Source organism: Bradyrhizobium sp. A11 (genome assembly GCF_042077125.1).
GTDB classification, from domain to species: domain Bacteria; phylum Pseudomonadota; class Alphaproteobacteria; order Rhizobiales; family Xanthobacteraceae; genus Bradyrhizobium; species Bradyrhizobium japonicum_B.
Genome location: NZ_CP149509.1, coordinates 2,255,544 through 2,278,493 on the forward strand (window position 1 = coordinate 2,255,544; position 22,950 = coordinate 2,278,493).

The following is a 22,950-nucleotide window of genomic DNA, read 5'->3' on the forward strand; positions in this document are numbered from 1 at the left end:
CAGCATCGGCCGTTTTGGCTGATATGCGACCAAACGACACAATGCGGCAAACGTCCGCATGAGCCTGGAGAGCGTCCTCATGTTCCAATTTTCCGCGCGCCTTGCCGGTGCAGCCGTCGCGCTGACCCTCGCAGCAGCGACGCCATCCCTTGCCCAGCAGCTCGAGCTCAAGCTGATGGCGCCGGCGGCCCCGGGTGGCGGCTGGGACCAGACCGCGCGCTCGATGCAGCAGGCGCTGGTGGCCTCCGGTGTGGCGCGCAGCGTGCAGGTCACCAACGTTCCCGGGGCCGGCGGCAGTGTCGGCATCGCCCAGTTCGTCAATGGTGCCAAGGGCGACGGCAACCAGATGATGGTCAACGGCTTCGTCATGGTGGGGGCCCTTGCCATGAACAAGTCGCCGGTGACGCTGGAACAGGTGACGCCGATCGCGCGCCTCACCGAGGAGATCCAGGTGATCGTGGTGCCCGCGAACTCGCCGATCAAGACGGCGCAGGATCTCGCCGCCGCGGTGAAGGCCGACATCGCCAAGGTGACTTTTGCCGGCGGCTCGGCCGGCGGCGTCGACCATGTGATGGCGGCGCTGTTCGCCGGCGCGGTCGGCGCGGACGCGAAGAAGATCAACTACATCCCGTTCTCCGGCGGCGGCGAGTCGCTCGCCGCGATCCTCGGCGGCAAGGTCACCGCGGGTATTTCGGGCCTCAGCGAATATGAAGGGCAGATCAAGTCCGGCAAGCTGCGCGCGATCGGCGTGACCTCGGAGAAGCGCATCGCCGGCAGCGACATCCCGACCTTTAGGGAGCAAGGCATCGACCTCGTGATCGCCAATTGGCGTTCGGTCGTCGCGCCTCCCGGCATCACGCCGGAGCAGCGCAAGACCTTGAGCGATGCGGTCGAGAAGATGGTGAAGTCGGATGCCTGGAAGGAAATCCTCAAGCAGAAGGGCTGGGAGGATGCCTATCTCGGGGGCGATGCCTTCGCCGACTTCCTGAAGAAGGAAACCGTGCGGGTCACCGACGTGCTGAAGTCGGTCGGCCTGGTCAAATCATGACCTCGGGTGATCCTGCCCGGCCGCCGCGGCGCGTCGATCGCGCCGGCGTCGTCATCGCTGCGCTGCTCGCAGGTCTCGCCGCCGTGCTGGTCCTTGACGCGCGGGGCCTGTCATCAACCGCGATGTACGGCATGGGGCCGGAGGCGATGCCGGTCGTGGTCGCCAGCGGCCTTGGGCTGCTCGCGATCGGCAATTTGATCGACGCGCTGCGCGGCCATCTGCCCGCGCGGGAGAGCGCCGATCCGGTTCCGGTGCTTCTGATCCTGGCCGGCCTGGCGCTGCTGATCGCGATCATCGGCTTTGGTGGCGGCTTCATCCTGGCGACCTCGGCGCTGTTCGTGACGACATCGGCGGCGTTCGGGCGCCGCGCCATCCTCGTCGACAGCATCATCGCGCTGGTGATGTCGACGCTCATCTATCTCGCGTTCGACCGGCTGTTGACGCTGAGCCTGCCGGCCGGCCCGCTGGAGCGTTTGCTGTGATGGACACTTTTGCGGCGCTGGCTCACGGCATGGCGGTTGCCGTCCAGCCGATGAACCTGCTCTATGCGCTGATCGGCGTGTTCCTCGGCACCGCCGTTGGCGTGCTGCCCGGCATCGGCCCGGCGCTGACGGTCGCGCTGCTGCTGCCGGTCACCTACAAGCTCGATCCCGGCGGCTCGCTGATCATGTTCGCCGGCATCTATTACGGCGGCATGTATGGCGGCTCGACGACCGCGATCCTGATCAACACGCCCGGCGAGAGCGCCTCGATGGCCACAGCGCTCGAAGGCAACAAGATGGCCAAGGCCGGCCGCGGCGGGCCGGCGCTCGCGACCTCCGCGATCGGCTCGTTCGTGGCCGGCACCATCGCCACCATCGGTCTCGCCTTTCTCGCGCCCTGGTTGGTCGATTTCGCCGTGCGCTTCGGCCCCGAGGACTATTTCGCGCTGATGTGCGTCGCCTTCGTCACGGTGTCGGCGACCTTCGGCGATTCCCCGATCCGCGGCCTGACCAGCCTGTTCATCGGCCTGACGCTTGGCCTCGTCGGCATCGACAAGCTGACGGGTCAGGCGCGGCTCGCGTTCGGCGTGCCTGAGCTGCTCGACGGCGTCGAGGTGACGACGCTTGCGGTCGGCCTGTTCGCGGTCGGCGAGGCGCTCTACGTCGCATCCCGCCGCCACCACAGCGAGGAGAAGCTGGAGCCGGTGCGCGGCTCGCTGTGGATGACAAAAGAAGACTGGAAGCGCTCGTGGAAGCCCTGGCTGCGCGGCACCATGTTCGGTTTTCCGATCGGCGCGCTGCCCGCGGGCGGCGCGGAGATCCCGACCTTCCTCTCCTATTCGACCGAGAAGCGTCTCACCAGACATCCCGAAGAGTTCGGCAAGGGCGCGATCGAAGGCGTCGCGGGGCCGGAGGCCGCCAACAACGCCTCTGCTGCCGGCACGCTGGTGCCGTTGCTGACGCTGGGCCTGCCGACCTCGGCGACGGCCGCGATGATGCTGGCGGGCTTCCAGCAATACGGCCTCAACCCGGGGCCGCTGCTGTTTGCCGAACGGCCGGACCTGGTATGGGGCCTGATCGCCAGCCTGTTTATTGCCAATTGCATGCTGCTGGTGCTCAATTTGCCGCTGGTCGGCCTGTGGGTGCGGCTGCTCGCGATCCCGCAGCCCTGGCTCTATGCCGGCATCCTCGTGTTCGCGACCATGGGCACCATCGCTGCCAAGCCGTCGGTGGTGGAATTGTCGATGCTGGCCAGCTTCGGCGTGCTCGGCTTTCTGATGCGCCGGTTCGATTTTCCGATCGCGCCGGTCGTGGTCGGCCTGATCCTCGGCCCGATCGCCGAAAGCCAGCTGCGCCGCGCGCTCGCGATCAGCCTCGGCGATCCCATGACGCTGGTTCAGAGCCCGATCTCGGCGACGCTGCTCGGCATCGCGCTGCTTGCGCTATTGGCCCCGTTTGTGCTGAAGGGGCTGGGGCGGTTCAAGGCGAACGAGGACTAAAGCGCGATGCGATTAGGATGAATCGTCATCGCGCTTTAGGTTGTTGTTTAAGCATGATCTTTTCGGAAAACCGCTGCGCACTTTTCCGGATCATGCTTTAGCCGTCCCAATGCACTTATCTTCCCGTGTCGCGTCCATTGGTGGGGAACTGTCATGCCTTCCGAGCTCCGCTCGCCGCGTCTGGCGGTTCTGATCGACGCCGACAATGCTTCCGCCAAGATCGCGGACGGATTGTTCGAGGAGATTGCCAAGATCGGCGAGGCCAGCGTCCGGCGCATCTATGGTGACTTCTCCAACGCACGGTCGAGGGGCTGGGCCGACATCCTGTCGAAGCACGCCATCATCCCGCAGCAGCAGTTTGCCTATACGACCGGAAAGAACGCCTCCGACATCACGCTGGTCATCGATGCGATGGACCTGCTTCACAGCGGCCGGTTCGACGGCTTTTGCCTGGTGTCGTCCGATAGCGACTTCACCCGCCTGGCGGCGCGCATCCGGGAGCAGGGCATCGACGTCTTTGGGTTCGGCGAGCAGAAGACGCCGGAAAGCTTCAGGCAGGCCTGCCGGAGATTCGTTTACACGGAGAACCTCGTTGCCGGACCGGTGAATACGCAGGACGCCACCTCGAGGTCGGCATCGCTTCAGCCCCCCGAAGCGGCCACGCCGATCATCAAGAAGGTGATCACCCAGATGGAGAGCGAGGACGGCTGGGTTACGCTCGGTGAGGTCGGCCGCCAGCTTGCCAATCTCGCGTCCGATTTCGATCCGAGGACGTTTGGCTTCCGCAAGCTCAGCGATCTCGTGCGAAAGACAAATTCCTTCGAGATCGACGAGTCCAAGGGCCGGTCGATGCGAATTCGGGTCAAGGCCGCCGCAGCGCCGCCCCCGAGAAGGCGGAACCCGCGCAGGTCTTCGGGAGCGGGGACGCCAGGAGGTTCGGCACCTAAGGGGTAAGCACGGGTGCCGCTTATTTGAATTGCCGAGGCGGCCTCCGGGCGCAACCATTGCCGGGCTGTTTCCATCACGCGCGAGCCCCGAGAGCCCCATGACAAAACTCACCCGCTTTGCCGTCGCGCCGCTGCACAGCATGACGCGCCGCCTTGCCGACGTCGCTTCCGCGCGCCTTGCGCCCGATCTCGTCATCACTGGCGCCCGGGTGCTTTCGACCTATTCGGAGCGCATCCACGCGAACCGCGAGATCTGGATCGCCGGCGGCCGCATCGCCGCCGTGAAGCCGAGCGGAGCAGCGAAGAAGGCGTGGAGCGGCGTTGCGACCTATGATGCCGCCGGCGGCATCATCGCGCCGGGCCTGGTCGATCCGCACATCCACATCGAATCCTCGATGGTGACGGCCTGCGCCTATGCCGAGGCCGCGCTGCTCAACGGCACGACCACGATCTTCTGCGATAGCCACGAGATCGGCAACGTCATGGATGTCGCCGGCGTCGAGGCGATGCTGGAGGACGCGCGCGAGGCGCCGCTCTCGATCTTCTTGACGGTGCCTTCGACCGTTCCTGCGACATCGGCTGAACTCGAGACGGCCGGCGGTGATCTCACGCCGGACAAGATCGCGGGTCTGTTCGATCGCTGGCCCGAAGCCGTGGCGCTCGGCGAGAAGATGGACTTCGTGCCGGTGACGATGGGCGACGAGCGCAGCCATGCGATCCTCGCGGCCGCCCTGAAGCGCGGACGTCCGGTGTCCGGCCACGTCTACGGGCGCGAATTCGTGGCGGCTTATGCGGCGAGCGGCGTCACCGACACGCATGAAGCGATCGACCGCGACATCGCCGACGACCTGCTCGATGCCGGCGTCTGGGTGTTCCTGCGCGGCGGGCCGCCGACGACGCCCTGGCATTCGCTGCCGCAGGCGATCCGGACCATCACCGAGCTCGGGGCCTCGCACAAGCGCACGGCGGTCTGCACCGACGACCGCGACGCCGACGATCTGCTGCTGTTCGGTCTCGACTGGGTGGTGCGCGAAGCCGTGAAGGCGGGGATGTCGCCGGAGCAGGCCTGGTCGATGGGCTCGCTGCATGGCGCGACGCGCTTCGGCATGGATGGCGACATCGGCGGGCTCGGCGGCGGCCGCCGCGCCGATCTCGTGCTGATGGATGATCAGCTGAAGCCGCAATGCACCTGGTATGGCGGTGAGCTCGTGGTCGAGCATGGCAAGATCACGTCACGTCTCGATCAGGCGTTGTCGCAGCGCTATCGATATCCTGACGCGGCTTACGCGACCGTGAAGCTGCCGGAGAAGGTCAAGCTGACGCCGGAGCTTCCGGCAAAAGCGTGTACGGTCAACGCGATCAAGACCGCGCTGCCCGGCATCACGCTGATCCATGAGAAGGTCAGGATCGAACCCGCAAACGACTGGCCGTCGCTATTTGCCCGCTACGGCCTGTGCTTCGTCGCCGTGGTCGAGCGCCACGGAAAATCGGCCGGCAATGTCGCCCACGGCCTCCTGAAGGATTTCGGCCTCAAGCGCGGCGCGGTCGCCTCCAGCGTCGGGCACGACAGCCACAACATCATCGTCGCCGGTACCAACGAGCCCGACATGCAGGTCGCGATTGCCGCCATCAAGGAGCAGCAGGGCGGGGTTTGCGTCGTCGCGGACGGCGAGGTGAGGGCGCTGGTTCCGCTGCCGATCGCGGGCCTGCTGTCCGACAAGCGCGTCACAGAGGTGGCTGACGAGGTCAAGGCGTTGAAAACGGAATGGGCGGAGGCCGGCTGCACCATCCCCTATATGGGCTTCAATTTGATTCCCCTATCGGTCATTCCGGAAATTCGCATCACCGACAAGGGCCTCGTGCTGGTGCCGCAGATGGAGCTGGCGCCGCTGTTCGAGTGAGCCGCTTTCACGCATTCCTGCATCTAACCGATTGAGCTTGCCGCAAAATCTCTGCGGCTGCCGCATCGTGGAAAATAAAATCGATCTCGTTGAGATCGGCTCCCGCGCAACCGATGATCTCGCTCGCTGACTTGAACCAAGCGAGGTCCGATATGGCGAAAATGCGAGCCGTCGATGCAGCCGTTCGAATTCTGGAGAGAGAGGGCATCTCGACCGCCTTCGGAGTTCCCGGGGCTGCGATCAATCCGCTGTACTCGGCGCTGAAGAAGCGCGGCTCGATCCACCATATCCTGGCACGACACGTCGAGGGCGCTTCGCACATGGCGGAGGGCTATACCCGCGCCAAGGCCGGCAATATCGGCGTCTGCATCGGAACCTCGGGGCCGGCGGGCACCGACATGATCACCGGGCTGTATTCGGCGATTGCCGATTCCATCCCGATCCTCTGCATCACCGGACAGGCGCCCCGCGCGCGGCTCTACAAGGAGGACTTCCAGGCCGTCGACATCGAATCGATCGCAAAACCGGTGACAAAATGGGCGGTGACGGTGCGGGAGCCGGCGCTGGTGCCGCGGGTGTTCAGCCAGGCGTTTCATGTGATGCGCTCAGGTCGGCCGGGGCCGGTGCTGATCGACATGCCGCTCGACGTGCAGCTCGCCGAGATCGAGTTCGACGACGAGACCTATGAGCCGCTGCCGGTCTACAAGCCCACTGCGACCCGCAAGCAGGTCGAGAAGGCGCTGGAGATGCTCAACGCCGCCGAGCGGCCGCTGATCGTCGCGGGCGGCGGCATCATCAACGCCGACGCGTCGGACCTGCTGGTGGAATTCGCCGAGATCGCCAACGTGCCCGTGGTGCCGACGTTGATGGGGTGGGGCGCGATCCCCGACGATCACGTGCTGATGGCCGGCATGGTCGGGCTTCAGACCAGCCATCGCTACGGCAATGCCACCATGCTGGAATCCGACTTCGTGCTCGGCATCGGCAACCGCTGGGCCAATCGCCACACCGGCTCGGTCGAGACCTACACCAAGGGCCGTAAATTCGTGCATGTCGACATCGAGCCGACGCAGATCGGGCGCGTGTTCAATCCCGATCTCGGCATCGTCTCGGACGCGAAGGCCGCGCTCGAGCTGTTCGTCACCATCGCCAGGGAGTGGCGGCGGGCGGGCAGGCTCCGCGAGCGCCAGGCCTGGCCTGATTCCTGCCGCGATCGCAAGAAGACGATGCTGCGCAAGAGTCATTTCGACAACGTGCCGATCAAGCCGCAGCGCGTCTATGAGGAGATGACCAAGGCCTTCGGTCGTGACACCTGCTACGTCACCGTGATCGGCCTGTCGCAGATCGCCGGCGCGCAATTCCTGGGCGTCTATCGCCCTCGCAACTGGATCAATGCGGGGCAGGCCGGGCCGCTCGGCTGGACCTTGCCCGCCGCGCTCGGCGTCCGCGCGGCCTGTCCGGATCGCGACATCGTCGCGCTGTCAGGTGATTACGACTTCCAGTTCCTGATCGAGGAGCTTGCGGTCGGGGCGCAGTTCAATCTGCCCTACATCCACGTCGTCGTGAACAATTCCTATCTCGGCCTGATCCGGCAGGCCCAGCGCGGCTTCGAGATGGACTATCACGTCCAGCTCTCCTTCGAGAACATCAACGCGCCCGAGATCGGCGTCTACGGCGTCGACCATGTCGCGGTCGCCGAAGGCCTCGGCTGCAAGGCGATCCGCGTCACCGATCCGAAGGACGCACAGGCCGCGTTCGCGACCGCGCGCGAACTGATGGCCAAGCACCGCGTGCCCGTTGTGGTCGAGTTCATCCTCGAACGCGTCACCAACATCGCCATGGGCACCGAGATCGACAATATCGTCGAGTTCGAGGAGGTGCTGGACCTGCCGCTCGACGAAGTCGGGACCGTCAGGCCCGGCGTGCTGCAGCCGGCGGAATAGGGAGAGCATCATGCCGAAATTCGCCGCGAACCTCACCATGCTGTTCAACGAGATGCCGTTCCTCGACCGCTTCGCAGCGGCGAAGGCGGCGGGCTTCTCCGGGGTCGAATATCTCTTCCCCTACGATTTCGACAAGGCGCAGCTGCGCGAGCAGCTCGAAGCCCATGGCCTGACGCAGGTGCTGCATAATCTGCCGGCCGGAAACTGGGCGGGCGGCGAGCGCGGCATCGCGATCCTGCCCGATCGCACCGCCGAGTTCCGTGACGGCGTGTTTCGGGCCATCGACTATGCCAAGGCGCTCGACTGCGAGCAGCTCAACTGCCTCGTGGGGATCGCGCCCGATGACGCCGATTCGCGCGAGCTGAACGAGACGCTGATCGGAAATCTGCGCTTTGCCGCCTCGACGCTGGCACGCGAGAACATCAAGCTGCTGGTCGAGCCGATCAACACGCTCGATATTCCCGGCTTCTTCCTCAACGGCACCGAGCAGGCGATGCAGCTGATCTCGGAGGTGCGGTCGAACAACCTTTTCATCCAGTACGACATCTACCACATGCAGATCATGGAGGGCGATCTCGCCCGCACCATGCAGGAATATCTGCCCGAGATCGCCCATATCCAGCTCGCCGACAATCCCGGCCGGCACGAGCCGGGCACCGGCGAGATCAACTATCCCTTCCTGTTCCGCCACCTCGACGCGATCGGCTATCGCGGCTGGATCGGCTGCGAATACAAGCCGCGCACCACGACGCTGGAAGGCCTGTCGTGGCACGCCGCGCAGACGTTCGAGACGTAAGCGCGGCCACAACGACGGTGCGCTCTCTCTCCCGCAAGCGGGAGAGGTGCACCGAGTTCGCGGATGAATTTTGCTCCTCCAACTGTGAGACATCAAACCATGATCGACATCGGCTTCATCGGACTTGGCACCATGGGACGGCCGATGGCCGGCCACCTCCTGGTGGCGGGCCATCGCGTTCTCCTGCATGACGTCGTCCCCGTTGCGCCGGAGCTGATCGCGGCCGGCGGCATTCCCTGCAAGTCCGGCAAGGAGGTCGCGGAGGAGGCGGATGCGGTCATCATCATGGTGCCCGACACCCCGCATGTGGAGGCCGTGCTGTTCGGCAAGGACGGGGTCGCGAGCGGCATTTCCAAGGGCAAGATCGTGGTCGACATGAGCTCGATCTCGCCGCTGGCGACGAAGGAGTTCGCGAAGAAGATCGAAGCGTTGGGTGCCGACTATCTCGACGCGCCGGTGTCGGGCGGGGAGGTCGGGGCCAAGGCAGCGAGCCTCACCATCATGGTCGGCGGCCCGGAGCGGGCTTTCGTCACCATGAAGCCGATCTTCGACAAGATGGGCAGAAACGTCACCCGCGTCGGCGGCAACGGCGACGGGCAGACCACCAAGGTCGCCAACCAGATCATCGTCGCGCTGACGATCGGGGCGGTGAGCGAGGCGCTGTTGTTTGCGTCGAAAGCCGGCGCCGATCCGGCGCTGGTGCGGCAGGCGCTAATGGGCGGCTTTGCCTCCTCACGGATTCTCGAAGTGCACGGCGAGCGGATGGTGAAGCGCAATTTCGATGCCGGCTTCCGCATCGAGCTGCACCAGAAGGATCTCAATCTCGCGCTCGAGGGCGCGCGCTCGCTTGGCCTGTCGCTGCCGAGCACGGCGGTGGCGCAGCAATTGTTCTCGGCCTGCACCGCCCACGGCGGCAAGGGCTGGGATCATTCGGCGATGGTGCGGGCGCTGGAACTGATGGCGGGCCACGAGATTGCCGCTGCCTGAACTGTTACGCCGTAACAGTTTTCCGGATCTGGTGAGTCTTTCACCGCGGGGAACCGGAACAACGTTCCGGCCCGGCGGTTGAAGGCGCATAGCAATCACTGGAGGCTCAAGAACATGAAGACCCGTTTTGCGATTACGTTGGCTGCCGCTTCGTTGCTGGCGTCGAGCGCGGCCTTTGCCCAGTCGACGACCGAACAAGGCGCCAGGGACGGCGCGCGTGCAGGTGGTGAAATCGGCGGACCGATCGGCGCAATGGTTGGCGGCACCGTCGGTGCAGCCGTTGGTGCCGGCCTCGAAATTCCGAATGCGGTGCTGGGCGGAATCCCGCGCAGCGATTCCGTGGTGATCCAGGAGCGCGTCGTGGTCGGGGAGCCGTTGCCGCCGACCGTGGTGCTCCGTCCCGTGCCGAACTACACTGAGTACCGCTATGCTGTCGTGAACGACCGCCGGGTGATCGTCGAGCCGCGCACGCGCCGCGTCGTCAAGATCATCGACTGATCGGCGACAATCCTATGAGTTGAAAGAATGGGCCCTGCGGAGCGTCTCACTCCGCGGGGCCTTCGCTTGTCGCGACGGGCCTTGCACGAAAGCGCATGAGCAGCCAATCGACCGCGGCCGCGAGCGCAAAGCCGATGCAGGCGGTGAGCGCGTCGACCAGAAAATCCACCAGCCGGGCGTGGCGGCCGGGTGCCCAAAATTGCATCAGCTCGAGCACGGCGATCAGGACCACGGCGGCCGCCGCGATCAGTAGGCGCCGGCGCCGATAGCCAAGGCCGAAGGCCAGCCCCACCAGGATGAATGCGAGTGCATGTTCGCCGTCTTGACCGAGGTCGGAATGAGGCCGCAGGCCGGGGGGACCGAGTGTGGCGAAAGTCACGGCGGCTGCGAGCAGCCAGGCAAATGAACGTACCAAAATGGACATTCGCTCCGCTTAGCACACATGGCAGCGGGCCGGTACCTTCCATCCATCAGATCGCCGTGTAGTTAATGACCAAACGTTAAAGTGGCTCGCGCACGCCGAGCCCGTGCATGAAGCGTTCCCGGATCTGCACGGGATCACGCCTCGTGGTCCCGACCCCGGGCTTTTCGTCGATCCGGACGGCGATCAGGTGTGGTTCGGCGGCGGACATCGCCGCGTCGACCAGCCGTTCGAAATCCTCCTCGTCCGCGGCCCAGGCGCTGTTGGCAAGGCCGGAGCCGATGGCGATGGCCACGATGTCGGCGACGCCTGCCGCGGGTGTCGGCTGGGCGCCCGTGATTTGGTAGATGCCGTTGTCCATCACGACCATGACGAGGTTCTTCGGCTTCAATGTCGCAATGGTCGAGAGCGCGCCGAGCTGCATCAAGAGCGAGCCGTCGCCTTCGAGTGCGAAGACGCGCCGATCCGGCTGCGCCAGCGCCACGCCCAGCGCGATCGGAAAGGCGAGCCCCATGCTGCCCAGCATGTAGAAATTCTGCGGACGGTGGCCGGCGGCCCAGAGGTCGAAATTGGTGTTGCCGATGCCGCCGATCACGGCTTCCTCGCGCTCGAGCTTTGCGATCAGCCGCGAAGTCACGTCGAAGCGGCTCATGACCTTGGTGTTGCGCGTGTTCATGGTGGCGCTCACTTGTCGAAAACCTTGCCGCCGGTGAGCAGCGGGTTGAGGATCAGCGCCACCGGCGCCTGCGTGGTGACGGCCTGCTTGATCGAGCGGTCGGCGATGAATTCGAGCTCGTCGAGCCGGGTGATGGTGTGATGCTCGAGCGCCAATGAATCCAGCACCGGCCGCATGGTGCGGCAGACCAGCGATTGCCCGTAATTGAACTCGCCAAGCGTGCCGCGTTCGGACACGAACATGATCAGGGGGATCTGGTAGGGCACCGCGAGCGAGGCCAGCACGTTGGCGAGCGTCGCGAAGCCGGAGGTCTGCATCAGCACCGCGCCGCGCCGGCCGCCCATCCAGGCGCCCGAAACGATCCCGACCGCCTCTTCTTCGCGCGCGGTGGCAAAGGTGGTGAAGAACGGATCGGCGTGCAGGTTCTTGATCAATGGAGTCAGCACGCGGTCGGGCACGTAAGGGACGAGGCTGATCTCGTTTCGTTTCAGGGTTTGCAGGACGATGCCGTGCCAGCTCCCGTCGCTGGCCCCCTGTGGCCCCTGAGGAGGCGAAGTCCGCTGTTCCGCAATCGCCATGGCGATCTCCCTCGCGCCGCGCCTGCTTCTTGGTCTTTGCCATCGCTTTTGCGTTGGCCGTCGCGGCAGTCTGCCGAACTTGACGGAGCGGGCGGGATTGTCAACATGTCCGGGCCGGCACCGTGATCTGCGCCAGACCGCCTGCCGTGGCCGGCACCGCCGTGTCATAAGCGGCGACGATTGGAAAATGGGAGGGAGGCAGGGACGGGCGCATCGCGCTGACCTTGCGCAGCCCTTTGAGAGAGCCGGAAGGGTCCTGATGTCCGTCAACAACAAGCGTGTCTTCTACGTCAAATATCTGGCCAATCCGATTTATGTCGACATCCTGAAGGCACGGTCCGACGTCCGGCTCGACCGCATCGAGAACGAGAGTCCTGAAGACTTCTACGCGCCGATCCTGAGCGCGGCGCATGTCTACCAGATCGGCGCCGCCCGCGACGAGCTCGCCCCGCATTTCCATGTCGATGCCGCCTTCCTGAAGCGCACCCCGAACCTGCTGCTCGTCTCCAGCAACGGCGCGGGCTTCGATCCGGTCGATGTCGAGGCCTGTACCGATGCGGGGGTGCTGGTCGTCAATCAGTCCGGCGGCAATGCCCATTCGGTCGCCGAGCACGCGCTGGCGATGATGCTGACGCTGTCCAAGCGCATCATCCAGTCGGATCGCCGCCTGCGCCGCGAGCGCGACGTCAACCGCAACGAGCTCGTCGGCAACGAGGTCGAGCACAAGACCGTCGGCATCATCGGCCTCGGCAATGTCGGCCGCCGCATCGCCGCACTGTGCAAGGGCCTGCTCGGCATGAAGGTGCTGGCCTACGACCCCTATCTCTCGGCCGAGGTGATGGCCGAGCGGGGTGGGGAAAAAGTCGAACTCGAGGAGCTACTGCGCCGCGCCGATTTCGTCTCGATTTCCTGTCCGCTCGACAAGGGCAGCCGCAACATGATCAGCACGCGCGAGTTTGCGCTGATGCAGCCGCATGCCTACTTCATCACCACGGCGCGCGGCTTCATCCACGACGAGGATGCGCTGCTTCAGGCGCTGCGCGACAAGCGCATCGCCGGTGCCGGTCTCGACGTCTGGTCCAAGGAGCCCCCGCCGCCGGAGCATCCGCTGCTCCAGTTCGACAACGTGCTGGCAAGCCCCCATACCGCGGGCGTGACGGTCGAGGCGCGCCGGAACATGGGCCGGATCGCGGCCGAGCAGGTGCTGGACACGCTCGACGGCAAGCGCCCGCCGCGCATCATCAATCCCGAGGTCTGGCCGCGCTATGCGGAGCGCTTCAAGCGGGCTTTCGGCGTGACGCCGGGATAGGGGCAGCCAGATTGCCGTTCCGGGAAGAAGGCGCGGCGGGGAATCGCCGCCCGACCTTGATCCGCGTCAAAATCTCCTTTTCCGGCCCGGCCTAAATGGGACTAGAGTGCTGTCGGGGCAGCAGGGAGGTCCCATGTCAACCTATGTCGTCAAGTTCATGAAGAACGTGCTCGGCGAGTACGGCCGGCAGAGCGAGGTTTGCCAGGGCACGCTGGAAATCGACGCCGCCGACGAGAACGAGGCCAGGGAGCAGGCGAAAGCGAGATTCTGCAAGGATCAGGCACTGCATCACTGGTCGCTGCATGCCGACCGCATCCATGTGAAGCCGGCCGACTTTCCGTCGTGAGGGTCGCTGCCTGCGGCGCAGCCCAGGCATGATCCGGAAAAGTGCGTAGCGGTTTTCCGAAAGGTCATGCTTATGCAACAACCTGGAGCGCGATGACGATTCATCCTGATCGTATCGCGCTTTAGCGTTTGGCCTCGCCGAACACCACCGTCGGCACCGCGCGGTTGACGATCTCGCGCAGCGCGAAGCTCGATTGCACGCGCGCAACGCGCGGCAGCCGGGACAACTCGGTCCGGTGAATGCGCTCGAAATCCTGGATGTCGCGGGCCAGCACGATGAGGATGTAATCATCGGTGCCCGACATCAGGAAGCAGCGCACGACGGAGGGGCATTTCACCACCTCCGCCTCGAAGGCCTTCAGCGCATCGTCGCTCTGGCTCTCCAACGCGATGCGAACCAGCACAGTCGTGGTGAGGCCGAACTGGGCGAGGTCGAGCGTGGCCTGGTAGGCCTGGATGTAGCCGTCATCTTCAAGCGTCTTCTGTCGCCGTGCCAATGCCGTGCTCGACAGGCCGATCTTGCTGGCGAGCTCGGCGTGACTGGCGCGCGCATTGGTCGTGAGTTCCGCGAGGATCGCGAGGTCTTTCCGGTCGAGGGCCAAGGTTTCGTTTCCAGCGTGAAAGAGCATTTCGGCGCCGGAAACCGGCGCGGACGCGCCGAAACTAGCGGATATTTGCACGAAACCAAACCGGCCCCATCGCTACGATGAAGATCGGAATCGATCCGTTGGCGAAGGAGCTCAAGATGCGCGTCGGTGTTCCCAAGGAGATCAAGGTGCAGGAATATCGCGTCGGGCTCACCCCGGGCGCGGTCCGTGAATATGTCGCGGCCGGTCATCAGGTCGCGGTCGAGACCGGGGCCGGCGCCGGCATCGGCGCGTCCGACGAGGTGTATCGGCGGGCAGGGGCCGATATCGCCGACAGCGCCCGCGACGTCTTTGCCAAGTCCGAGATGATCGTGAAGGTGAAGGAGCCGCAGAAAAGCGAGTGGGCCCAGCTCCGGGAAAGCCAGATTCTGTTTACTTATCTTCATCTTGCGCCGGATCCGGAGCAGGCCAAGGGCCTGCTTGCTTCCGGCTGCACCGCGATCGCCTATGAAACCGTCACGGACGCGAGCGGTCACCTCCCGCTGCTTGCGCCGATGAGCGAAGTCGCCGGCCGCCTCGCCATCGAGGCCGCCGGCGCCGCGCTCAAGCGATCAGCCGGCGGCCGCGGCCTGCTGCTCGGCGGCGTGCCCGGCGTGCAGCCGGCGCGCGTCGTCGTGCTCGGCGGCGGTGTGGTTGGCACGCAGGCGGCGCGCATGGCCGCGGGTCTCGGCGCCGAAGTCACCGTGATCGACCGCTCGATCCCGCGCTTGCGCGAACTCGACGATCTCTTTGCCGGACGCGTGCGCACCCGCTTCTCGACCATCGAGTCGGTCGAGGAGGAGGTGTTCGCCGCCGACGTCGTGATCGGCGCGGTGCTGGTGCCGGGTGCCAGCGCGCCGAAGCTGGTCACACGTGCGATGCTGACATCGATGCGGCCCGGCGCCGTGCTGGTCGATGTCGCGATCGACCAGGGCGGCTGCTTCGAGACGTCGCATCCGACCACCCATAGCGATCCGACCTATGAGGTGGACGGCGTCGTGCACTATTGCGTCGCCAACATGCCGGGCGCAGTGCCGGTGACGTCGAGCCAGGCCCTGAACAACGCGACGTTGCCGTTCGGCCTGATGCTGGCCGATAAGGGTTTTGCCGCGGTGCTGGAGAACCCGCATCTGCGCAACGGCCTGAACGTGCATCGCGGGCGGATCACCAACAAGGCGGTGGCGGAAAGCCTCGGGCTGGATTTCGCTCCGGTCGGGAGTGGGCTGGCGGCGTAGCTGCGCGCCCTCTTCCGCTCGCGGGAGAGGGTAGGGGAGAGGGTGTCTCCGCAGTGGGTTTGTCGCCGCGATGCCGAGGAAGTCCCCTAGAGGAGAAAGCCCTCTCCCGGCGCTTCGCGCCGACCTCTTCCGCAAGCGGGCGAGGTTGCAGCGGTGCCGGGGGTTTATATCACCCCAACTCTGACGCCTTCGTCAGCCTGTACTGCCCCAAATCGGGGTCATGCGTCATGCGCCAATAATCGACGAACCGCCACGGCATCGCCGAGAACACGCGGCCGCTCGCATTGCGGTAATAGGTGCTCATGCCCGGATGCGTCCAGATCATCGTCTCGTGCTCGGCATCGACTTTGCGGACGTAATCGTCGAGCACGTCCTGACGGACGTCGATCGCCGCGACGTCCTGCTCGATCATGTCGATCAGGCAGGCCGAGATGTAGCGGCTCTGGCACTCCGACTGGAAGATGACGCTACCGCCATGGGCTGGGCCGGAGTTGGGGCCGAGCATGCAGAAGAAGTTCGGAAAGCCCGGCACGGTGAGGCCGAGAAAGGCCGTTGGATTGTCGTTGGCCCAAGCCTGCCGCAAATCCTTGCCGTCGCGGCCGCTGATGTTGAGACGGGCCGCCATTTCCGTCACCTTGAAGCCGGTCGCCACCACGATGATGTCGGCAGGACGGTGCTTGCCGTCTGCGGTGACGATGCCCGTTTCGTCGAAACGATCGATCGCATCGGTCACCAGCTCGACGTTGTCCCGCCGCAAGGTCTTGAACCAATTGTTGTCGAGCAGGATGCGCTTGCCGTAGGGCGGATAGGTCGGCACGCATTTCTCGATCAGGTCGGGCCGGCCCTGTAGCTCCGACAGGATGAAGTCCGTCAGCTCCTGGCGGTGCCGGTCGTTGCCTTTGTTGACGGCGCGCTCGGGATGCGGCCAGGCCGGATCCTTGCGCAGGAAAGGCAACAGGCCGTCGCCGTAGCGCCAGAACATGTTGAAGCGGTACCACTGCACATAGAACGGTAGATGCGCCAGCAGCCAGCGCGCGCCCTCGCTGATCGGATCGGCATAGCCCTTCACCGGCCGCGCCCATTGCGCGCTGCGCTGGTAGACCGTGACCGAGGCGACGCGGCCTGCGATCGACGGCACCAGCTGCATCGACGTCGCCCCGGTGCCGATCACGGCGACATGCTTGCCGTCAAGCTTGATCTCGTCTGACCACAGCGCCGAATGCAGGATCGTCCCCCTGAAGCCCTCCTCGCCTTTGAAGCGGGCGCGGGAGGGGTCATTGAGCTGGCCGATCGCGCTGACCAGCGCGGTGGATTCGAACGCCTCTTCGCCGTCCTTGGTTCTCAGCGTCGAGATCCAGCGCCGCTTGCCTTCGTCCCAGCGCGACGAGGTCAGCTCGGTGTTGACGCGCAGATGCTTGCGGATGCCGTATTCGTCCGCGACCTTCTGGAGGTAGCCAAGCAATTCCTCGCGCTGGCAGAAGTAGCGGGTCCATGCATTGCCGGAGCCGAACGAGTAGGAATAGGAATGGTTCGGCGTGTCGACGCCGCAGCCGGGATAGCGGTTGATCCACCAGGTGCCGCCAAGCTCGGCGTTCTTCTCGACGATAGTGTAGGGGATGCCGAGATGGCCGAGTGCGACGCCGAGCGCAATGGCGCAGACGCCGGCGCCGACAATCAGCACATGCTGCCGGGCGAGCTTGTCGCTCGAGGGCTGCTTGCTCCAGCGCGCCTCGCGTGAGGCAAAGCCCATTTCCTCGCGCATCAGGGGCGCGTATTCCGGCGCGACGTTCTCGCCGAGACAGGCGCGCATCATCCTCAGCAGCAGCTCCTCGCCGGGATCGGCGATGACAGGCCTGGGCGTGCCATTGGCGAACAGCTTGACCACCGCGGCGCGGATCTCGTCCTGGATCTCCGGCGGCACGCCGGCCTCGGGGTCGGGGATGAGGCGGATATCGCGCTTGGGCAGGTACGGCGGTGCGAGCCATTTTTCGTCGCCGGTCATGTGCACCAGCACCATCAGCAGGCAGCGGATGTCGCCTTCTGCGATGGTCGAAGCAAGGTCGAGCCTGTGCGGAGAGTCGATGTTCATGGCGTGTCCTGGTCTTCGGACGGATTGAAGAGGCCGCGCGTCATCAGCTTGCGATAGGCGGAGATGACGTGGTCGGGCACGGCGGTGACGCCGCCGGCCGAATAGGAGTAGCGGCGGCTGAGATAGCCGCGTGCGCCCATCAGCATGTGGACGATCGCCTCGAATTCTTCATCGCTGTAATGCTCGATCGCGCCGGCAAGACGAGCCCGTCGCAGGATGCGGACATAGGCGACCGAGATGTTGTCGAGATGCTTCTGATAGCCGATCGGCGCGAAGAACTCGGCCTCGTTGAGGATGCGCAGGAATTCCGGCACCTCGCGGATGAAATCGAAGAAGGCGGCAAAGCGCTCGATCTCCTGCCGCGCGGCGTGCGCGTTGCCGGTGCGGGCGCGGATGAACTGGACCATGTCGAGGCCGATCTTCGGCAGCAACTGGTCGAGCAGCTCCTGTCGGTTCCCGAAATGATTGTAGAAGGTGCCTTGCGCGACGCCGGCTTGTTCCGTGATACGGGCGACGGAGGCCTCGGCATAACCGTGCTTGCCGACGACCTTGGTGGCGGCGTCAAAGATCTTCTGCTTGGTCCAGGCGTTGCGCTCGACGCGGTTGAGCTTTGTCACCTTGGCATTGGCTTGCGTCATTCAGACGTCTCCAGCTCGGCGCGCAGCACGCGCTTGAGAACCTTTCCAGATGGGTTGCGCGGCAGGCTGTCGCGGAAGATCAGCTGTTTCGGCACTTTGAAGCTCGCCAGCCGAGTACGGCAGTGCTCGGTGAGGGCAGGGAGCTCGAGGCGCGCCCCTTCGGCGAGCACGACGACAGCGACGGGGCGCTCGCCCCAGCGTGCGTCGGAGAGGCCAATTACCGCGACTTCGCGCACCTCAGGCAGATCGTAGATGACGCGTTCGACCTCGGAGGAGGCGATGTTCTCGCCGCCCGAGATGATCATGTCCTTCTTGCGGTCGGTCAGGTACAGGAAGCCCTCGTCGTCGAGATAGCCGACATCGCCGCTGCGGAACCAGTCACCGAAGAAGGCGGACGCCGTCTTCTCGGGATCCTTCCAGTAGCCGCGCGTGATCTTGGGTCCCCGCAGGCAGATCTCGCCATCGACGTTCGGCGGCAAGGTCTTGCCGTTCTCGTCGCGAATCTCGATTTCGACATGAGCGATGGCTCGCCCGGTCGAGCCGATCTTCTCGATCTCGCGGCCGGCTTCCATGAAGGTGTCGCCGCCGACGGTCTCGGTCAGGCCGTAGGCATCGATGTAGCGCGCATTGCGGAAATATTCGGAGAAGGCGCGGATCCGCACTTCCGGCGTCTTCTCGCCGCCGCCGATCGCCCATTGCAGGCTGGAGACGTCATAACGGTCCCGCGTCGGGCAGGTGAGCATCGCCGTGGTCATCACAGGGGCGAACCAGGCGGCGGTGAGCTTGTCCTCTGCGATCGCCGCAAGCGCCGTTTCCGGCTCGAAGCTGCGCTCGATGCGAAGGAACCCGCCATGCCAGAGCACCGCGATGCCGGGCAAATCGAGCGCGCCGACGTGATAGAGCGGACCGACCACGAGAAGTCGCGTCTCGGCACTGAGGCCTAGTGCGACAGTCTGGTCCGCCGACTTCCAGTAGAAATTGTCGTAAGTGAGCATCACCCCCTTGGGGCGATCGGTCGTGCCGGAGGTGTACATCAGCCGCATCAGGTCCGATGGCCGACGGACGTGCATCGCTGCGGGCGGGGTGTCGCCAGCCAGATGCGTGATGCTCTGCTGCGCGATCTCGTTCAGCACGACCGTCTTGGCGCCTGCTGCATTCGCGGCCAATTCCTCGTCGACGATCAGAAGCCGCGCGCCGGAATTGCCGGTGATGTAGCCGACCTCGTCGCGGGAAAGACGGAAATTGATCGGCAGGAACACCGCGCCGAGATGGCTGGTCGCAAACACAAGCTCCAGGAATGCCGCGCTGTTCTTCATCAGCACGGCGACGACATCGCCTGCGCCAATGCCCTGTGTCGCCAACCAGCCGGCGGCCTTGCGGACCCGGGCGTCGAAGGCCGCGTAGGAGATCTCCTCGCCGCGATATTTCAGCGCAGGCCGGTCCGGCGTGCGGCGGGCATGAAAGGCGATGAAGCTCGACAGGTTGATCATTGCGCTAGTTTTGAGCCGGTTGGCGGCCTCATTTCCTCCTTCGATGAATTCTGACTCGTAATTCATCTTTGGCTTGACGTCACCCCCCACCCTCTGAAATTCTCGGAAATACGGAGACGACACGATCTCCGACAAGGGATTGAAACGCCGACCCGCAAGAGGGAGGGGAAAATGAAGAGAACCCGCACGCCGGGCATCAGCCGCCGTTCAACATTGGCGCTGATGGGCGCCGGTGCGATGACTTTCGCCGCGCCGTGGGTGGCACGCGCGCAAGCCAAGACCGTCAAGATCGGAATGCCGACCATCCTGTCGGGCCGCGTGGCGCAGCTCGGCACGTCCTCGCGCAATGCGGTGATGCTCGAGGTGGAGAAGGTCAATGCTGCCGGCGGCCTCGCCGGCCGTCAGATCGAGATGGTGATCCGCGACTCCAAGGGCCAGCCGCAGGAAGCCGCGCGCGTCGCACGCGAGCTCGTCAACACCGACGGCTGCGAGCTGCTGCTCGACGGTGAGGCGTCGTCCGGATCGTTCGCGGTGCACGAGGTCGCACGCGATCTCGGCGTGCTCTGCATCCACACTTGCTCGGAAGCATCCTCGCTCACGGCCGATCCGAAGCAGCACATCCCCAACGCGTTCCGCTGCGTGCGTCAGGGCATCCACGATTCCATCGTCGGTGGCAGCTACGCCGCTGGAATCGCGAAGACCAAGGGCTTGAAGAAATGGGCGACCTGCTCGCCCGACTATGCCTATGGCCGCGACACCACCGGCGAGTTCACGCTGTACCTGAAGCGCTTCGCGCCCGACGTCGAGGTCATCAGCGAGTCCTGGCCAAAGCTGTTCCAGCCCGACTACACCGAAGTCGTGACCAAGATCCTGCAAGCCAAGCCGCAGGCGCTGTATTCCTGCCTGTGGGGCGGCGATCTCACCTCCTACATCGACCAGGCCAACATCTACGCGATGTTCAGCCAGATGGAGGTGTTCGCGGTCAACATGGCCGACTACACCGCACTCACGGTGGTGAAGAACCTGCCGAAGGGCATCCACTCCGGCAATCGCTACATCAAGACCTTCCCGACCACGCCGGAGAACGCCGCCTGGGGCGATGCCTACAAGGCCAAGTACAACGAATATCCGACCAACTGGTCGTGGCAGAACGCGACCGCGGTGATGTTCCTGGCCGAGGCCGCCAAGAAGGCGAACTCGGCCGACGGCAAGAAGATCGCGGAGGTGCTGAAGGGCCTCACCATCAAGTGCCCGTTCGGCGCCGACGGGACCGTGACGATGCGCGGCGACGACCACACCTTGGTCGGCTACGCCATCGGCTGGGGTACCACGATCCCGCAGGAGCCTTATGTGCCCGAGGTCAAGGCCGGCGACTGGAAGACCATCTTCGAGCTCGAGGCGGAGTGGAAGAAGAGCAAGGGCTACACCTGATGTGATGCGCGGCAGAGGCGGGCGACCGCCTCCGCCGCTTTCGTTTGGTCCTCCGCGCCGTCTCAGGCGCGCGACAATGAAAGTGCTTCCGTGGATCTCGATGCCCTTGCCGGCTGCCTTTCCAGCTCCGCCTGCCTGGTGACGCAGACCACCAGCGGCCTCATTATCGGCATGCTGCTGTTCCTGGTCGCGGTCGGACTGACCCTGATCTTCGGCGTCCTGAAGGTGGTCAATTTCAGCCACGGCGCCTTCTATATGTTCGGCGCCTATTTTGCGATGACCGCCTATCAGCTCACCGGCAGTTTTGCACTTGCGATGCTGGCGGGGGCGGCCGGTACCGCGGCTCTCGGCCTGATCTTCGAGCGCGTCTTCATGAGCCGCGTTTATGGCGCGGACGTCTTGATGCAGCTGCTGGTCTGCTATGCCTTCGTGCTGATCTTCGACGATGTGGTACGCATCATCTGGGGACCTGAATTCAAGGCGATGGGCATGCCGGCGGCGTTCCAGGTGATGCCGCTGTTCATCGCCGGCGGCGTGGTGCCGCCCTATTATCTGCTGCTGATTGGTGTCGCGCTCGTCGCGGCGATCGTGCTCGGCCTCGGGCTCGCGCGCAGCCGCATCGGCAAGGTGATCCGCGCCGCCGCGCATAATCCGGGCATGGTCTCCGCGCTCGGCATCAATACCGGCCTGATCTATGGCGGCGTATTCGCGCTCGGCGGTATGCTGGCGGGCCTTGCGGGCGCGCTGGCCGCGCCAGTGCGCTCGCTGACCCCCGGCATGGGATTCTCGGTGCTGATCGAATCCTTCATCGTCACCGTGATCGGCGGCATGGGCTCGATCCTGGGCGCGCTGATCGGCGCGCTGTTGCTCGGCCTCATCAGGTCGTTCGGCTCGCTCGGCTTTCCCCTGTTCACCGAGGGCCTGATGTATCTGTTCATGGTGATCGTGCTGGTCTCGAAACCCACCGGCCTGTTCGGCAAGGAGGCGGCATGACCGAGCTCGAGGCCGGACGCGCCGAGAGGTCGGTGCCCGTACGCGGCGGCGTCGCGCTTGGGCGCTATCGCGACATCCTGATTGCGCTGATCGCCTTCGCGGTGCTGGCGAGCCTTCCGCTGGTCACGGGCAGCAAGGCGCTGCTTGATTTCGTCATCCGCTGCTCGGCTTACGGCCTGTTCGCGACTTCGCTCAATCTCTTGGTCGGCTACACCGGGTTAACCTCGTTCGGTCATGGCATGTTCTTCGGCCTTGGCGCCTACGGCTTCGGCCTGATCATGCAGAAGATCGCCGTGCCGATTCCTGTCGCCTTCATCGCGACGCTAGCGATCACCGCAATGGTTGCCGCGATCATCGGCGCGATTTGCGTGCGGCTGAAGGAAATCTATTTCGCCTTCGTCACGCTCGCCTTCCAGATGCTGATCCACTCGACCATATTGTCCTGGGCTTCGTTCACTGGCGGCGATCAGGGGCTGCGCGGCGGCATTCCACGGCCGGTTTTCCTCGGCGTGGATCTGTCCAATCATGTTCATCTCTATGTCACGAGCTGCGCGCTGCTCATCCTCGGCCTGCTTGCGATGCGCCAGATCGCGCAATCGCCGTTCGGCTACACGCTGCGCATGATCCGCGACAACGCCGCGCGCGCGAGTTTCCTCGGCATCGACGTCTGGCGCGCCAAGCTCACCGTGTTCGTGCTGGCCGCACTGTTCGCCGCGATGGGCGGCATGGTGATGGCGCTGTTCGTCTCCGGCGCCTATCCGGAATTCGCCTATTGGACGATCTCGGGGGAGGGCATCTTCATCAATATGCTCGGCGGCGTCTCGACGTTCCTCGGTCCGATGGTCGGCACCGTGTTGCTGCTCCTGCTCAACGACACGGTGACGCGGTTCACCGAGTATCACGGCATCGTGCTCGGCGTGGTTATCCTGTTCTTCGCGCTGGGCCTGCGCAAAGGCCTGCTCGATTTCGTCGCCGAATGGCTTTGGGATCGGCGCGATGCAGGCAAGGGGCGCTAGCC

At 64.9% G+C, this 22,950-nt stretch carries 22 protein-coding genes; 15 read left to right on the top strand and 7 right to left on the bottom strand.

Annotated elements, in window-relative coordinates; translation table 11 throughout:
• The first annotated feature begins 79 nt into the window (after positions 1-79).
• The 9 genes from WI560_RS10345 to WI560_RS10385 all read left to right on the top strand — a co-directional run bounded on the left by WI560_RS10345 (position 80) and on the right by WI560_RS10385 (position 10,101).
• Positions 80-1,048: a Bug family tripartite tricarboxylate transporter substrate binding protein gene (locus tag WI560_RS10345; protein ID WP_375307910.1), complete on the top strand. Its 969-nt coding sequence runs from the start codon at positions 80-82 to the stop codon at positions 1,046-1,048.
• Positions 1,045-1,530: a tripartite tricarboxylate transporter TctB family protein gene (locus tag WI560_RS10350; RefSeq protein WP_375307911.1), complete on the top strand. Its 486-nt coding sequence runs from the start codon at positions 1,045-1,047 to the stop codon at positions 1,528-1,530. The genes WI560_RS10345 and WI560_RS10350 overlap by 4 nt, the downstream gene beginning before the upstream one ends.
• The gene (locus tag WI560_RS10355) at positions 1,530-3,029 is read left to right on the top strand and encodes a tripartite tricarboxylate transporter permease (RefSeq protein WP_375307912.1); all 1,500 of its coding nucleotides are present in this window, start codon (positions 1,530-1,532) and stop codon (positions 3,027-3,029) included. Before WI560_RS10350 ends, WI560_RS10355 begins: the two co-directional genes overlap by 1 nt.
• A 153-nt stretch (positions 3,030-3,182) precedes the next feature.
• On the top strand, positions 3,183-3,983 hold the full coding sequence (locus WI560_RS10360; protein ID WP_375307913.1) for an NYN domain-containing protein: 801 nt from the start codon (positions 3,183-3,185) through the stop codon (positions 3,981-3,983).
• A 91-nt stretch (positions 3,984-4,074) separates the two neighbouring features.
• Complete coding sequence (locus tag WI560_RS10365; RefSeq protein ID WP_375307914.1) at positions 4,075-5,877, top strand: adenine deaminase C-terminal domain-containing protein; 1,803 nt, start codon at positions 4,075-4,077, stop codon at positions 5,875-5,877.
• Between the two features lie 152 nt (positions 5,878-6,029).
• Positions 6,030-7,820, top strand: coding sequence for a glyoxylate carboligase (gcl, locus tag WI560_RS10370; protein WP_375307915.1), 1,791 nt, complete (start codon positions 6,030-6,032; stop codon positions 7,818-7,820).
• A 10-nt stretch (positions 7,821-7,830) separates the two neighbouring features.
• Complete coding sequence (gene hyi, locus WI560_RS10375; protein WP_375307916.1) at positions 7,831-8,616, top strand: hydroxypyruvate isomerase; 786 nt, start codon at positions 7,831-7,833, stop codon at positions 8,614-8,616.
• Between the two features lie 99 nt (positions 8,617-8,715).
• The gene (locus WI560_RS10380; protein WP_375307917.1) at positions 8,716-9,603 is read left to right on the top strand and encodes a 2-hydroxy-3-oxopropionate reductase; all 888 of its coding nucleotides are present in this window, start codon (positions 8,716-8,718) and stop codon (positions 9,601-9,603) included.
• Between the two features lie 114 nt (positions 9,604-9,717).
• The gene (locus tag WI560_RS10385) at positions 9,718-10,101 is read left to right on the top strand and encodes a DUF1236 domain-containing protein (protein ID WP_375307918.1); all 384 of its coding nucleotides are present in this window, start codon (positions 9,718-9,720) and stop codon (positions 10,099-10,101) included.
• A 46-nt stretch (positions 10,102-10,147) separates the two neighbouring features.
• Here the strand turns inward: WI560_RS10385 and WI560_RS10390 are convergent, their stop codons facing one another.
• The 3 genes from WI560_RS10390 to WI560_RS10400 form a co-directional block, all read right to left on the bottom strand.
• Positions 10,148-10,525, bottom strand: a complete 378-nt coding sequence (locus WI560_RS10390) for a VanZ family protein (protein ID WP_375307919.1) — start codon at positions 10,523-10,525, stop codon at positions 10,148-10,150.
• Positions 10,526-10,601: 76 nt separating this feature from the next.
• Entirely contained in the window at positions 10,602-11,198 is a 597-nt protein-coding gene (locus WI560_RS10395; protein ID WP_375307920.1) for a thiamine pyrophosphate-dependent enzyme, read from the bottom strand.
• Positions 11,199-11,206: 8 nt separating this feature from the next.
• Positions 11,207-11,776, bottom strand: coding sequence for a decarboxylase (locus tag WI560_RS10400; RefSeq protein ID WP_375307921.1), 570 nt, complete (start codon positions 11,774-11,776; stop codon positions 11,207-11,209).
• Positions 11,777-12,035: 259 nt separating this feature from the next.
• Between WI560_RS10400 and WI560_RS10405 the strand changes: the two genes are divergently transcribed.
• Together WI560_RS10405 and WI560_RS10410 are read left to right on the top strand one after the other, a co-directional pair.
• On the top strand, positions 12,036-13,085 hold the full coding sequence (locus tag WI560_RS10405; RefSeq protein WP_375307922.1) for a hydroxyacid dehydrogenase: 1,050 nt from the start codon (positions 12,036-12,038) through the stop codon (positions 13,083-13,085).
• A 133-nt stretch (positions 13,086-13,218) separates the two neighbouring features.
• Positions 13,219-13,431: a hypothetical protein gene (locus WI560_RS10410; RefSeq protein WP_375161095.1), complete on the top strand. Its 213-nt coding sequence runs from the start codon at positions 13,219-13,221 to the stop codon at positions 13,429-13,431.
• 121 nt (positions 13,432-13,552) lie between these two features.
• On the opposite strand, the gene WI560_RS10415 is transcribed toward WI560_RS10410, so the two are convergent.
• Positions 13,553-14,032: an Lrp/AsnC family transcriptional regulator gene (locus WI560_RS10415; protein ID WP_375307923.1), complete on the bottom strand. Its 480-nt coding sequence runs from the start codon at positions 14,030-14,032 to the stop codon at positions 13,553-13,555.
• A 143-nt stretch (positions 14,033-14,175) separates the two neighbouring features.
• On the opposite strand from WI560_RS10415, the gene ald reads away from it, so the two are divergent.
• On the top strand, positions 14,176-15,291 hold the full coding sequence (ald, locus tag WI560_RS10420; RefSeq protein WP_375307924.1) for an alanine dehydrogenase: 1,116 nt from the start codon (positions 14,176-14,178) through the stop codon (positions 15,289-15,291).
• Between the two features lie 169 nt (positions 15,292-15,460).
• On the opposite strand, the gene WI560_RS10425 is transcribed toward ald, so the two are convergent.
• The 3 genes from WI560_RS10425 to WI560_RS10435 are packed head-to-tail and all read right to left on the bottom strand — an operon-like array spanning position 15,461 to position 19,508.
• Positions 15,461-17,380, bottom strand: coding sequence for a flavin-containing monooxygenase (locus WI560_RS10425; protein WP_375307925.1), 1,920 nt, complete (start codon positions 17,378-17,380; stop codon positions 15,461-15,463).
• Positions 17,377-18,018, bottom strand: coding sequence for a TetR/AcrR family transcriptional regulator (locus WI560_RS10430; protein ID WP_375307926.1), 642 nt, complete (start codon positions 18,016-18,018; stop codon positions 17,377-17,379). Before WI560_RS10430 ends, WI560_RS10425 begins: the two co-directional genes overlap by 4 nt.
• On the bottom strand, positions 18,015-19,508 hold the full coding sequence (locus tag WI560_RS10435) for an AMP-binding protein (RefSeq protein WP_375308810.1): 1,494 nt from the start codon (positions 19,506-19,508) through the stop codon (positions 18,015-18,017). Before WI560_RS10435 ends, WI560_RS10430 begins: the two co-directional genes overlap by 4 nt.
• 171 nt (positions 19,509-19,679) lie before the next feature.
• On the opposite strand from WI560_RS10435, the gene WI560_RS10440 reads away from it, so the two are divergent.
• The 3 genes from WI560_RS10440 (at position 19,680) to WI560_RS10450 (ending at position 22,948) form a co-directional block, all read left to right on the top strand.
• Positions 19,680-20,939: an ABC transporter substrate-binding protein gene (locus tag WI560_RS10440; RefSeq protein ID WP_257193846.1), complete on the top strand. Its 1,260-nt coding sequence runs from the start codon at positions 19,680-19,682 to the stop codon at positions 20,937-20,939.
• A 90-nt stretch (positions 20,940-21,029) separates the two neighbouring features.
• A complete protein-coding gene (locus WI560_RS10445) occupies positions 21,030-21,932 on the top strand; it encodes a branched-chain amino acid ABC transporter permease (RefSeq protein WP_375307927.1) in 903 nt (300 codons plus the stop codon).
• Positions 21,929-22,948, top strand: a complete 1,020-nt coding sequence (locus WI560_RS10450) for a branched-chain amino acid ABC transporter permease (protein ID WP_375307928.1) — start codon at positions 21,929-21,931, stop codon at positions 22,946-22,948. The genes WI560_RS10445 and WI560_RS10450 overlap by 4 nt, the downstream gene beginning before the upstream one ends.
• Positions 22,949-22,950: the final 2 nt, after the last annotated feature.